Source organism: Pseudomonas sp. Fl4BN1, assembly GCF_009908285.1.
GTDB lineage: Bacteria > Pseudomonadota > Gammaproteobacteria > Pseudomonadales > Pseudomonadaceae > Aquipseudomonas.
In genome coordinates this window covers 127,119-139,858 of sequence record NZ_JAAARM010000013.1, presented here as the reverse complement: position 1 = coordinate 139,858, position 12,740 = coordinate 127,119, and the positions used below count along the sequence as shown (strand labels likewise).

Here is a 12,740-nt window from a genome sequence, read left to right as displayed (position 1 = left end):
ATTCCAACTGGCAATAAACAAACTGCCGCAAAATGCGGCAGATTCGCAATTCAGCGAAGCGTTACAGACGACCCAGATCGTTGACCAGAGCAAGCAGCATGACTCCGACCACCAAGCTGATACCGATCTGTATCCCCCAACCCTGCACCCGATCCGACAAGGGACGACCACGCGCCCACTCGATCAGATAAAACAACAAATGTCCCCCATCCAGTACCGGGATGGGCAACAAATTCAGAACACCCAGGCTAATACTCAGATAAGCAAGGAAATTCAAGAAATCAGCAATGCCCGACTGGGCAGAAGCGCCCGCCACTTTAGCAATGGTTATCGGTCCACTCAAGTTTTTTACCGAGAGCTCGCCGAACAACATTTTCTTCAGTGATTCGAGGGTCAGGACACTCATGGTCCAAGTACGCCGGGCGCCTTCGCCAATCGCCTCGAGAGGCCCGTAACTGACCTCGCGCAGCATCTCCGGCGGCCAATCCACGGCCTTCACTCCCGCCCCAAGGTAGCCGTTTGGCGCTTTGCTTTCGCCACGACTGGCCAAGGTCACAGGGACATCGATTGGAGCACCATCGCGCTCGACATGCAGCACAATTTTGGTATCGGGGCGCACACGCACCCAATCAACCACTTGCTGCCAGTCGTTTAGCGACTGACCATCAAGGGCCAACAGACGGTCGCCGGTTTTCAGGCCAGCCGCCTGGGCCGGGCCCTTAGGGTCAAGTTCAGCCAATACCGGCGGCAACGCCGGACGCCATGGGCGAATGCCCAGAGAGCGAATCGGGTCCGGCTCGTCAGCCCCCTTGAGCCACTTGTCCAGCTCCAGCTGGCGTGGCGAATCCACTGTCGTGCCTTGCTCACGCACCAGCACCTGCAACGCGCCGGACTCGCCAAGGCGTCGCACCAACTGCAAGTTCACCGCTGCCCAGCCGGAAGTCGGTTCACCATCAATAGCGACAATTTCCTGGCCAGCGCCGAGCCCAGCCTTGGCGGCGATACTGCCCGCCTCGACATCGCCGATGACCGGCCGTACCTGCTGGCTACCCAGCATCGCCAAGCCCCAGAAAAACACCAGTGCCAGGAGAAAGTTGGCAATCGGGCCTGCCGCGACAATGGCAATGCGCTGACCAACGGACTTGCGATTGAAGGTCTGGTCGAATTCCTCGGCTGCCACCTCGCCTTCACGCTCATCGAGCATTTTCACGTAACCGCCCAAGGGAATGGCGGCGATCACGAACTCGGTGCCACGACGATCGTGCCAGCGCAACAGGGGCATACCGAAGCCCACGGAGAACCGCAGCACCTTGACGCCACAACGACGTGCGACCCAGAAGTGACCAAATTCATGGAAGGTGACCAGCACGCCCAGGGCTACCAGGGTGCCGACAATCATATAGAGCGCGCTCATCTACTTTCTCCGCAATCCTATTCGCCGCCACTCGCGCGGGTCACGAATCCTACCGTCCGTTACGCTGCAACCATTGTTCAGCCAGGCTCCGAGCCTTGGCGTCTGCCGCAAATACAGCGCCCAGCTCATTGACTGCAAACACCGGCTCACGACTTAAAACTTCGTCGATGATACTCGCGATCTCCGGATAACGGATGCGCCGTTCGAGAAACGCCGAAACCGCCACTTCATTGGCTGCATTCAACATCGCCGGAGCGCTATCGCCCGCCTCGGCAGCCTGGCGAGCCAAGCGCAGACATGGGAACCGCTGCTCGTCCGGCGCCTGGAAGTCCAGGCGGGCAATTGCAAACAGGTCCAGCGGCGCCACACCGGAGTCGATGCGCTCCGGCCAGGCCAGGGCATTGGCGATGGGGGTGCGCATATCCGGATTACCCAGCTGCGCCAGCACCGAACCATCGACATAATCCACCAGCGAGTGGATCACGCTTTGCGGATGCACCACCACCTCGACCTGTGAAGGCTTGGCATCGAACAGCCAGCACGCCTCGATCAGCTCCAGCCCTTTGTTCATCATGCTCGCCGAATCCACCGAGATCTTGCGCCCCATGGACCAGTTCGGATGAGCGCAGGCCTGCTCCGGCGAAACATGCTCAAGCTCGGCCAGAGGCGTCTGACGGAATGGACCACCCGACGCGGTCAACAAAATCCGCCGTACACCCACCTGACTCAGCCCCCGGGAAAAATCCGCGGGCATGCATTGAAAAATCGCGTTGTGCTCACTGTCGATAGGCAGCAGCACCGAGCCACTCTTACCCACCGCCTGCATGAACAGCGCACCGGACATCACCAGCGCTTCTTTATTGGCCAGGAGGATTTTCTTGCCAGCCTCGACTGCCGCCAGGGTCGGACGCAAGCCCGCCGCCCCGACAATTGCCGCCATCACCGCGTCGACCTCAGGGGCCGATGCCACCTCGCACAACCCCTGCTCACCGACCAGCACCTGCGTCGACAAGCCTGCGGCCAGCAGGCCTTCCTGCAGGCGACTGGCAGCGGCAGCCTCTGGCACCACCGCAAAGCGAGGTACATGGCGTACGCACAGTGCCAGCAGCTCAGCTACACGACTGAACCCCGTAAGAGCGAATACCTGATAGCGATCTGGATGACGGGCAATCACATCCAGAGTACTCAGACCGATGGAACCCGTAGCCCCGAGAACCGTGATCTGCTGCACACGGCTCACTGCGCGGCCATCCACAGCACCGCGAATACCGGAATTGCCGCTGTCAGGCTGTCGATCCGGTCCAGAACACCACCGTGACCAGGCAACAGGTTGCTGCTGTCCTTGATCCCGGCCTGGCGCTTGAACATGCTCTCGGTCAGGTCACCGACCACTGAGATGAAGACCACGATGGCCGCCCCAAGCAGCCCCAGAACGATTTGCCCAAGACTCCAGCCACGGACCAACCCCACTACCGCGGTGATCACCAGACTCAATACCAGACCGCCATACACGCCCTCCCAGCTCTTGCCAGGACTGACCTGCGGCGCCAGCTTGCGCTTGCCGAAAGCCTTGCCGGAGAAGTAGGCGCCGATGTCCGCCCCCCAGACCAGTACCATCACCGCCATGATCAGCCAGTTGCCCAGCGGCAACTGCTTGATGAATACCAGCCCTTGCCAGGCTGGCAACAGGATCAGCAAACCGATCAACAGCTTGGGCGCAGCACCGGACCATTGCTCACTGGAACGCGGATAGGTGAGCACCAGGAAAGTCGCCAAGCCCCACCACAACACCGCAGCCCCCAGAACCCAGGGGGCGACGCCAGGAATCAGATACATAAGGAACAACAGAGCTGCCACTGACAGTGCATAGGCAACCCGAGCCGGCTGCGCCTCAAAACCCGCCAGTCGCGCCCATTCCCAAGCACCCAGGCTTACCACCAGCCCGATGAACAGGGCAAACCCCGAACCCTCGAGCAGGAAAAAACCGCACAAAGCGATCGGCAGCAAGATCAGCGCAGTAATGATTCGTTGTTTAAGCATTAAACCCGGGCTCCAGCCTCGACCTGCTCGCTCGTTTTACCGAAACGCCGCTGGCGAGATGCGTAATCGGCCAGCGCAGTACGCATGGCTTCGTGTTTGAAGTCCGGCCAGAACAGGTCGGAGAAGTACAGCTCGGCATAAGCCAGCTGCCAAAGCAGGAAATTGCTGATGCGATGTTCACCGCCAGTACGGATGCACAGATCCGGCAACGGCAAGTCGCCGGTCGCCAGGCAGGTCTGCAACAGCCCCGGAGTAATATCCTCGGGACGCAAATGACCGGCTTGAACCTCGCGCGCCAGGCGCTGGGCGGCCTGGGCGATATCCCACTGCCCGCCATAGTTGGCGGCGATCTGCAAAATGAAACGACCGCTGCCCGCGGTAATGGCTTCCGCCTCGCGCATCGCCACCTGTAACTCGGGATGAAAGCGCGAACGGTCACCAATGATCCGCAGACTGATGTTGTTTTCGTTGAGACGCTTGGCCTCACGGCGCAGCGCCTTGAAGAACAGATCCATCAAGGCACTGACTTCATCTGCAGGGCGCTGCCAGTTCTCACTGGAAAAGGCAAACAGGGTCAGGACTTCGACCTTGGCCTCAGCACACACCTCAATGACGGCACGTACCGCATCGACGCCCGCCTTATGCCCGGCAACACCCGGCATAAAGCGCTTTTTAGCCCAGCGGTTATTACCATCCATGATAATCGCGACATGTCGCGGCACCGAAGATGGTACAGGCTGTTTGGTCTTTTCCATGAAAACGCCCGACCCTTATACAGCCATCAAGTCGGCTTCTTTCTGCTTCACGGCCACTTCGATTTCAGCCACGAACTTGTCGGTCAGCTTCTGGATATCGTCAGCCGCACGACGCTCGTCGTCTTCGCTGATTTCTTTTTCCTTGACCAAGTCCTTGAGCTGGCTCAGCGCGTCACGACGCACATTGCGCACTGCAATGCGGGCATCTTCTGCCGCTTCACGGGCTTGCTTGGTGAAGCCCTTGCGGGTTTCTTCGGTCAGGGCCGGCATGCCGATCAACAGCAACTCACCCAGGTTGGTCGGGTTGAAGCCCAGACCGGAACTCTGGATCGCCTTGTCCACAGCAGCCAGCATGTTGCGTTCAAACGCAACCACTTGCAGGGTACGAGAATCTTTCACAGTGACGTTGGCCACCTGATTGATCGGAGTATCAGTGCCGTAGTAAGGCACCATAACGCCCGCCAAGATGCTCGGGTGGGCCTGGCCGGTACGAATGCGGCTGAATGCATGCACCAGGGATTCCAGGGACTTCTTCATGCGCTCTTGAGCGTCTTTCTTGATCTCGTTGATCATTGTTCGCCTTCCTCGATCAGGGTTCCTTCAGCGCCACCATGCACGATATTCAGCAGGGCGCCGGGCTTGTTCATGTTAAAGACCCGCAGCGGCATCTTGTGATCGCGACACAGGCAGATAGCAGTCAGATCCATCACACCCAGCTTGCGATCCAGCACTTCATCGTAAGTCAGATGATCGAACTTCTCGGCATGCGGGTCCTTGAACGGGTCTGCAGTGTAAACGCCATCCACCTTGGTTGCCTTGAGCACGACATCGGCATCGATCTCGATCGCTCGCAGGCACGCTGCGGAGTCGGTAGTGAAGAACGGGTTGCCGGTACCGGCCGCGAAGATCACCACCTCTTTGGAGTTCAGGTGGCGCATGGCCTTGCGGCGGTCATAGTGATCGGTCACGCCGACCATGGAAATAGCCGACATCACGATGGCCGAGATATTCGCACGTTCCAGCGCATCGCGCATGGCCAAGGCGTTCATCACAGTGGCCAGCATGCCCATGTGGTCGCCCGTCACCCGATCCATCCCGGCGGCGCTCAATGCGGCACCACGGAACAGGTTGCCACCACCAATCACCAAGCCTACCTGGACGCCGATGCCGACCAACTGGCCAACTTCCAGCGCCATGCGATCCAGCACCTTGGGATCGATGCCGAACTCTTCCGAGCCCATCAGGGCCTCGCCGCTAAGCTTGAGTAGAATGCGTTTATAGCGAGCTTGATAACCACTGCCCTGCTGAGCCATTGCGAATCTCTCCTGCGGCGTATTTTAAAAATTCTTTGCAGCTGTTTACAGCCTGCGTTCACTCTAGCTTGACGCTGTCACAGCGCCATCAGAACACGACTTTGTAAGCCGGTTCCGAGGATCAACAACTAAATTACCCTGCCCATTTGAAAAGAGGCTGCGCGCGTGAGCGGGCAGCCTCTTCTGGGCGACAGTTGGAGAACTGTCTTATTGCTTGCTGGCGGCCAGCTGAGCAGCAACTTCTTCAGCGAAGTTGTCTACTGGCTTCTCGATGCCTTCACCGACCTTGAAGTAGGTGAAGGAAACGATTTCAGCGCCGCCTTGCTTGGCCAGAGTACCAACGGTGACTTCTGGGTTCTTGACGAAGGCTTGCTCAACCAGGCTGGCTTCAGCCAGGAACTTGCTGATACGACCGGCAATCATCTTCTCGACGATTTCGGCCGGCTTACCTTTCATCTTGTCTTCGTTGAGGCTCAGGAACACGGCTTTTTCGCGCTCGATGGCTTCTGCGGAAACTTGCGAAGGCAGCAGGAACTCAGGGTTGCTCGCAGCTACGTGCATGGCGATGTCTTTAGCCAGGTCAGCGTTGCCGCCTTTCAGAGCGACCACAACACCGATCTTGTTGCCGTGCAGGTACGAACCCAGCACGTCAGCTTCGACACGCACCAGGCGACGAATATTGACGTTCTCGCCCACTTTGGCGACCAGGGCTTCACGCGCCGATTCCTGAGCGGCGATCAGCGGAGCTGCGTCGGTCAGTTTTTCAGCGAAAGCCTTTTCAACGCAGGCGTTGACGAAGTTCTTGAAATCGTCCTGCAGAGCCAGGAAGTCGGTCTGCGAGTTGACTTCGATCATCACGGCAGCCTTGCCGTCTTCTTTGATGGCGATGGCGCCTTCGGCAGCAACGTTGCCAGCCTTCTTGGCAGCCTTGATCGCGCCGGAAGCACGCATGTCATCAATAGCTTTCTCGATGTCGCCGCCAGCCTTGGTCAAGGCCTTTTTGCAATCCATCATGCCTTCGCCGGTACGCTCGCGCAGTTCTTTGACCAACGCTGCAGTAATCTCTGCCATTTTCAAAATCCTCTTGGATAGGTTTTCAACCATTCCACCCGACCGAACGGGCGTTCAATTCTTGGGCACTGCCCCGAATTCATTTCATAACAGCCCCGCATTACAGAAACTGCAGAGGGGCACGACAACGAAATGATTTTCGAGTTGGCAAAAAGGGGGCCAAGCCCCCTTTTTGCGTACTGAGTAAACGCTAAGCGTCAGTTACTCAGGCTTCAGCCGCCGGTGCTGCAGCTTCTTCGAACACTTCGGTGCCGCCAGCAACGTTGTTGCGACCACGGATCACAGCGTCAGCCATCGAACCCATGTACAGCTGGATGGCGCGAATGGCGTCATCGTTGCCTGGGATGATGTAGTCAACGCCTTCCGGGCTGCTGTTGGTATCGACAACGCCGATGACCGGGATGCCCAGCTTGTTGGCTTCGGTGATCGCGATGCGCTCGTGGTCAACGTCGATCACGAACAGCGCGTCAGGCAGGCCGCCCATGTCCTTGATACCACCCAGGGAACGATCCAGCTTTTCCAGATCGCGAGTGCGCATCAGCGCCTCTTTCTTGGTCAGCTTGGCGAAGGTGCCGTCTTCTGCTTGCACTTCAAGGTCACGCAGACGCTTGATGGAAGCACGGATGGTTTTGTAGTTGGTCAGCATGCCGCCCAACCAGCGGTGATCGACGTACGGCGAACCGCAACGTGCTGCTTCTTCAGCAACGATCTTGCCAGCGGAACGCTTGGTGCCGACGAACAGAATCTTGTTTTTGCCCTGGGCCAGACGCTCTACGAAAGTCAGAGCTTCGTTGAACATTGGCAGGGTTTTTTCAAGGTTGATGATGTGAATCTTGTTACGCGCGCCGAAAATGTACTTACCCATTTTCGGATTCCAGTAACGGGTTTGGTGACCGAAGTGCACACCGGCCTTCAGCATATCGCGCATGTTGACTTGGGACATGATAGTTCCTTAATAAGTCGGGTTAGGCCTCCACGTATCCCAATGACCAACCAACAGCTTGTGCTGAGGGCACCCAGGTCATCGTGTCGACACGTGTGTGGGTTTGGGCTTTTCAGGGCATCCCCGGAAAGCGGCGCATTTTATACCACAGCAAGGGCAAAAACGAAACCCGGATTCACAGCCGGTGATCCGTGCGCTTTTTGCCCCGCCCTTGGAATCGGTCCAGAATGCACCCTTGTATAGAGACATACGCCAGCAGAACCTCAGATTTGCGCTGTACGTCTGTTAGAATCGTACCTTTGCGGCTTCTGAAAACCTGGCCGACCCACCGTAGGTCGAGCCTTGCGAATGCGGGTTTTCAAGCCATTCCGTGTTTATCGCGCTACTGAGCGTCAAGAGAGCCTGTATGACCGTCACCCTCAAAACCCCCGAGGACATCGCAAAAATGCGTGTCGCCGGCAAACTGGCCGCCGAAGTTCTGGAAATGATTGCCGAGCATGTCAAACCCGGCATCACCACCGAAGAGCTGGACCGCATCTGCCACGACTATATCGTCAATGTGCAGGGCGCTATTCCAGCCCCGCTGAATTACAAAGGCTTCCCCAAATCCATCTGCACCTCGATCAACCACGTGGTGTGCCACGGCATTCCCAACGAGAAGCCGCTGAAGGATGGCGACACCCTGAACATCGACGTAACCGTCATCAAGGACGGCTACCACGGTGACACCAGCCGCATGTTCCACGTCGGTAACGTGCCGGTCTGGGCCGAGCGCTTGTCGCAAATCACCCAAGAATGCATGTACAAGGCCATCGAACTGGTTAAGCCGGGCTGCCGCCTGGGTGACATCGGCGAAGTAATCCAGAAGCACGCGGAAAAGAACGGCTTCTCGGTGGTTCGCGAGTTCTGCGGCCACGGCATTGGCAAAGTGTTCCATGAAGAGCCGCAGATCCTGCACTACGGCCGCGCAGGCACCGGCATGGAACTCAAGGCCGGCATGACCTTCACCATCGAGCCGATGATCAACCAGGGCAAAGCCGACACCAAAGTGCTGGGCGACGGCTGGACTGCCATCACCAAGGACCGCAAGCTCTCGGCGCAGTGGGAACACACCCTGCTGGTGACCGAAACCGGTTACGAGATCTTCACCCTGCGCAGCGATGACACCATCCCGCGGGTTTCTGCCTGATCCGCAACACTGCGTCCCGACCTTATAGATAGATAGGAAAGCCAATCGATGCCGCAGGTGGATCCCGAGTTGTTCGACCGCGGCCAGTTCCAGGCGGAACTGGCCCTGAAGGCCAGTCCGATCGCAGCCTTCAAAAAAGCCATTCGTCAGGCACGAGAAGTGCTCGACGCTCGCTTTCGCAGCGGACGGGAGATCCGTCGGCTCATCGAAGACCGTGCCTGGTTCATCGACAACATCCTGCAAAAGGCCTGGGACCAGTTCAACTGGAGCGAGGACGCCGACATTGCCCTGGTGGCGGTCGGCGGCTACGGTCGCGGCGAGCTTCACCCCTATTCCGATATTGATCTGCTGATTCTTCTGGAAAGCGCCGATCATGAAATCTTCCGCGACTCCATCGAGCGCTTCCTGACCCTGCTCTGGGACATCGGCCTGGAGGTCGGGCAAAGCGTGCGTTCGGTGGACGAATGCGTCGAGGAAGCCCGAGCCGACCTGACGGTAATCACCAACCTGATGGAGAGCCGCACTATCGCTGGCCCCGAACGCCTGCGCCAGCGCATGCTCGACGTCACCAGCACCGAGCACATGTGGCCGAGCAAGGACTTCTTCCTGGCCAAGCGCACCGAGCAAAAGGCCCGCCACCACAAGTACAACGACACCGAATACAACCTGGAACCCAACGTCAAGGGCTCCCCCGGTGGCCTGCGGGACATCCAGACCATTCTCTGGGTTGCCCGCCGGCAATACGGCACCCTGAACCTGCGCGCCCTGGCTGGCGAAGGCTTTCTGGTGGAAAGCGAGAATGCCCTGCTGGCTTCGTCCCAGGAGTTCCTGTGGAAGGTCCGCTACGCCCTGCAGATGCTTGCCGGGCGGGCCGAGGACCGTTTGCTGCTGGACCATCAGCGCTCCATCGCCACCCTGCTGGGTTTCGAAGGAGAGGATGCCAAGCAGTCCATTGAAAGCTTCATGCAACAGTACTACCGGGTGGTAATGAGCATCGCGCAGTTGAGCGACCTGATCATCCAGCACTTTGAGGAGGTGATCCTCGCCCCTGAGGACGAAGCGCCACCGCAGCCAATCAATCCGCGCTTCCAACTGCACGACGGCTACATCGAGGCGATCAACGACAACGTGTTCAAACGCACGCCGTTCGCCATGCTGGAGATCTTCGTACTGATGGCCCAGCACCCGGAGATCAAGGGCGTGCGGGCCGACACCATTCGCCTGCTGCGAGAACACCGGCACCTGATCGATGACGATTTCCGTCACGACATCCGCAACACCAGCCTGTTCATCGAGCTGTTCAAGTGCGAGATCGGTATCCACCGCAACCTGCGCCGGATGAACCGCTACGGCATCCTCGGGCGCTATCTGCCAGAGTTCGGTTTCATCGTCGGGCAAATGCAGCACGACCTGTTCCACATCTATACGGTGGACGCCCACACCCTGAATCTGATCAAGCACCTGCGCAAGCTGCAGTACACACCGATCTCCGAGAAATTCCCGCTGGCCAGCAAACTCATGGGCAAGCTGCCCAAGCCCGAGTTGATCTACCTGGCCGGTCTGTACCACGACATCGGCAAGGGCCGGCACGGCGACCATTCGGAAATCGGTGCGGTGGATGCCGAGGCCTTTTGCCTGCGCCACCAGTTGCCACAGTGGGACACCCGACTGATTGTCTGGCTGGTGCAGAACCACTTGGTGATGTCCACCACCGCCCAGCGCAAGGACCTGTCCGACCCCCAGGTGATCCACGACTTCGCGCAGATCGTGGGCGACCAGACCCGCCTCGACTACCTCTACGTACTGACAGTTGCCGACATCTACGCCACTAACCCGACCCTGTGGAACTCCTGGCGCGCCAGCCTGCTACGCCAGCTCTACACCGAGACCAAGCGCGCCCTGAGCCGCGGCCTGGAAAACCCGGTGGACCGCGAAGAGCAGATTCGCCAGACCCAGAGCGCCGCCCTGGATATCCTGGTGCGCGGCGGCACCGACCCGGATGAAGTCGAACAACTCTGGTCGCAACTAGGAGACGACTACTTCCTGCGCCACACCGCCGGCGACGTCGCTTGGCACAGCGACGCGATCCTCCAGCAGCCGGCCGACGGCGGGCCGCTGGTGTTGATCAAGGAAATCACCCAGCGCGAGTTCGAGGGCGGCACCCAGATCTTCATCTATGCCCCGGACCAGCACGACTTCTTCGCCGTGACCGTGGCCGCCATGGACCAGCTCAACCTGAACATCCATGACGCACGGATCATCACCTCCAGCAGCCAGTTCACCCTCGACACCTACATCGTCCTGGACAACGACGGCGAGTCGATCGGCAACAATCCGCGGCGGGTCGAGCAGATCCGCAAGGGCTTGACCGAAGCCCTGCGCAATCCCGACGACTACCCGAACATCATCCAGCGCCGGGTGCCACGCCAGCTCAAGCACTTTGCCTTCGCCCCCGAGGTGACCATCCACAACGACGCCCAGCGCCCCGTGACCGTGCTGGAGCTCAGTGCCCCGGATCGCCCCGGCCTGCTGGCGCGGATCGGCAAGATATTCCTGGAGTTCGACCTGTCGCTGCAGAACGCCAAGATCGCCACCCTGGGCGAGCGCGTGGAAGACGTGTTCTTCATTACCGACGCACACAACCAGCCCCTTTCCGACCCCCAGCTGTGCAGCCGCTTGCAGGATGCGATCGTCGAACAGTTGAGCGTCAGCCACGAACCGACTATCGAGATGACCCGACTGAGCATCTGACCGGTCTGAACCGACGCTTTGAGTGAGATACCGCACCGATGAACAACGCTCTGAACCAGCTGCAGCCCTACCCGTTCGAAAAGCTCCGCGCCTTGCTCGGCACCGTGACGCCCAACCCGGACAAGCGCCCGATCGCCCTGTCCATCGGCGAACCCAAGCACCGCTCACCGAGTTTTGTCGCCGAAGCCCTGGCCAGCAACCTCGACCAGATGGCGGTCTACCCCACCACCCTGGGCATCCCGGCGCTGCGTGAAGCGATCGCCGGCTGGTGCGAACGGCGCTTTGGCGTTCCCACCGGCTGGATCGACCCGGCGCGCAACGTACTGCCGGTCAACGGCACCCGTGAAGCGCTGTTCGCCTTCACCCAGACCGTGGTCAACCGCGGCGACGACGCCTTGGTAGTCAGCCCCAACCCCTTCTATCAGATCTACGAAGGCGCAGCCTTCCTCGCCGGGGCCAAACCGCACTACCTGCCGTGCCTGGATGAGAACGGCTTCAACCCGGACTTCGACGCCGTGCCGGCCGAGATCTGGCAGCGCTGCCAGATCCTTTTCCTGTGCTCGCCGGGCAACCCCACTGGCGCGCTGATACCACTGGAGACCCTGAAGAAACTGATCGCCCTGGCGGACGAGCATGACTTCGTGATTGCCGCCGACGAGTGCTACAGCGAGCTGTACTTCGACGAACAGACCCCGCCGCCGGGCCTGCTCACTGCCTGCGCCGAACTGGGCCGCAAGGACTTCAAGCGCTGCGTGGTATTCCACAGCCTGTCCAAGCGCTCCAACCTGCCGGGCCTGCGCTCCGGTTTCGTCGCCGGCGACGCGGACATCCTCAAGGGTTTCCTGCTGTACCGCACCTACCACGGTTGCGCCATGCCGGTGCAAACCCAACTGGCCAGCGTCGCCGCCTGGAACGATGAAGTGCATGTACGGGCCAACCGTGCCCTGTACCGCGAGAAGTTCGATGCGGTTCTGGAGATTCTTGCACCGGTGATGGATGTGCGGCGGCCGGATGGCAGCTTCTACCTGTGGCCGAATGTAGCCGGCGATGACGCGGCGTTCTGCCGCGACCTGTTCGAGCAGGAACACGTGACCGTGGTGCCGGGTTCCTACCTGTCGCGGGATGTGGACGGCACCAACCCAGGCGCCGGGCGTGTGCGCATGGCGCTGGTTGCGCCGCTGGCGGAGTGCGTGGAAGCCGCCGAGCGAATTCGCGATTTCGTATTGCGTCGCGCTTGAGGCCATTCGCCGGCAAGCCGGCTCCT

11 protein-coding genes are annotated in these 12,740 nt (G+C 59.6%); 3 read left to right on the top strand and 8 right to left on the bottom strand.

The features are described 5' to 3' along the window. Positions 1–61 precede the first annotated feature (61 nt). From rseP to rpsB, 8 genes are all read right to left on the bottom strand, one after another. Entirely contained in the window at positions 62–1,414 is a 1,353-nt protein-coding gene (gene rseP, locus GV818_RS16675; RefSeq protein ID WP_161777020.1) for a sigma E protease regulator RseP, read from the bottom strand. Between the two features lie 49 nt (positions 1,415–1,463). Further along, on the bottom strand, positions 1,464–2,654 hold the full coding sequence (ispC, locus tag GV818_RS16670) for a 1-deoxy-D-xylulose-5-phosphate reductoisomerase (protein ID WP_161777019.1): 1,191 nt from the start codon (positions 2,652–2,654) through the stop codon (positions 1,464–1,466). Continuing rightward, complete coding sequence (locus GV818_RS16665; RefSeq protein WP_161777018.1) at positions 2,651–3,454, bottom strand: phosphatidate cytidylyltransferase; 804 nt, start codon at positions 3,452–3,454, stop codon at positions 2,651–2,653. The genes ispC and GV818_RS16665 overlap by 4 nt, the downstream gene beginning before the upstream one ends. Then, positions 3,454–4,209 (bottom strand): polyprenyl diphosphate synthase, encoded by a 756-nt coding sequence (gene uppS, locus GV818_RS16660; protein ID WP_161777017.1) that lies wholly within the window; start codon positions 4,207–4,209, stop codon positions 3,454–3,456. The genes GV818_RS16665 and uppS overlap by 1 nt, the downstream gene beginning before the upstream one ends. A gap of 15 nt (positions 4,210–4,224) precedes the next feature. Then, positions 4,225–4,782: a ribosome recycling factor gene (gene frr / locus GV818_RS16655; RefSeq protein WP_161757961.1), complete on the bottom strand. Its 558-nt coding sequence runs from the start codon at positions 4,780–4,782 to the stop codon at positions 4,225–4,227. Beyond that, positions 4,779–5,522, bottom strand: coding sequence for a UMP kinase (pyrH, locus tag GV818_RS16650; RefSeq protein WP_011059526.1), 744 nt, complete (start codon positions 5,520–5,522; stop codon positions 4,779–4,781). Before pyrH ends, frr begins: the two co-directional genes overlap by 4 nt. Before the next feature lie 207 nt (positions 5,523–5,729). Then, positions 5,730–6,593: a translation elongation factor Ts gene (gene tsf / locus GV818_RS16645; RefSeq protein WP_161757962.1), complete on the bottom strand. Its 864-nt coding sequence runs from the start codon at positions 6,591–6,593 to the stop codon at positions 5,730–5,732. A gap of 205 nt (positions 6,594–6,798) precedes the next feature. After that, entirely contained in the window at positions 6,799–7,536 is a 738-nt protein-coding gene (rpsB, locus tag GV818_RS16640) for a 30S ribosomal protein S2 (protein ID WP_011059524.1), read from the bottom strand. A 406-nt stretch (positions 7,537–7,942) separates the two neighbouring features. Between rpsB and map the strand changes: the two genes are divergently transcribed. From map to dapC, 3 genes are read left to right on the top strand one after another with little or no spacing between them, the layout of a single operon-like run. After that, complete coding sequence (gene map / locus GV818_RS16635) at positions 7,943–8,725, top strand: type I methionyl aminopeptidase (RefSeq protein WP_161757963.1); 783 nt, start codon at positions 7,943–7,945, stop codon at positions 8,723–8,725. Between the two features lie 48 nt (positions 8,726–8,773). After that, complete coding sequence (locus tag GV818_RS16630; protein ID WP_161757964.1) at positions 8,774–11,476, top strand: [protein-PII] uridylyltransferase; 2,703 nt, start codon at positions 8,774–8,776, stop codon at positions 11,474–11,476. A 38-nt stretch (positions 11,477–11,514) separates the two neighbouring features. Continuing rightward, the gene (gene dapC / locus GV818_RS16625; RefSeq protein ID WP_161777016.1) at positions 11,515–12,714 is read left to right on the top strand and encodes a succinyldiaminopimelate transaminase; all 1,200 of its coding nucleotides are present in this window, start codon (positions 11,515–11,517) and stop codon (positions 12,712–12,714) included. Positions 12,715–12,740: the final 26 nt, after the last annotated feature.

Bases quoted from the DNA above. Each gene is read 5' to 3' on its own strand.
- rseP (WP_161777020.1), bottom strand. From the start codon at position 1,414: ATGAGCGCGCTCTATATGATTGTCGGCACCCTGGTAGCCCTGGGCGTG.
- GV818_RS16665 (WP_161777018.1), bottom strand. From the start codon at position 3,454: ATGCTTAAACAACGAATCATTACTGCGCTGATCTTGCTGCCGATCGCT.
- uppS (WP_161777017.1), bottom strand. From the start codon at position 4,209: ATGGAAAAGACCAAACAGCCTGTACCATCTTCGGTGCCGCGACATGTC.
- frr (WP_161757961.1), bottom strand. From the start codon at position 4,782: ATGATCAACGAGATCAAGAAAGACGCTCAAGAGCGCATGAAGAAGTCC.
- pyrH (WP_011059526.1), bottom strand. From the start codon at position 5,522: ATGGCTCAGCAGGGCAGTGGTTATCAAGCTCGCTATAAACGCATTCTA.
- tsf (WP_161757962.1), bottom strand. From the start codon at position 6,593: ATGGCAGAGATTACTGCAGCGTTGGTCAAAGAACTGCGCGAGCGTACC.
- rpsB (WP_011059524.1), bottom strand. From the start codon at position 7,536: ATGTCCCAAGTCAACATGCGCGATATGCTGAAGGCCGGTGTGCACTTC.
- map (WP_161757963.1), top strand. From the start codon at position 7,943: ATGACCGTCACCCTCAAAACCCCCGAGGACATCGCAAAAATGCGTGTC.
- GV818_RS16630 (WP_161757964.1), top strand. From the start codon at position 8,774: ATGCCGCAGGTGGATCCCGAGTTGTTCGACCGCGGCCAGTTCCAGGCG.
- dapC (WP_161777016.1), top strand. From the start codon at position 11,515: ATGAACAACGCTCTGAACCAGCTGCAGCCCTACCCGTTCGAAAAGCTC.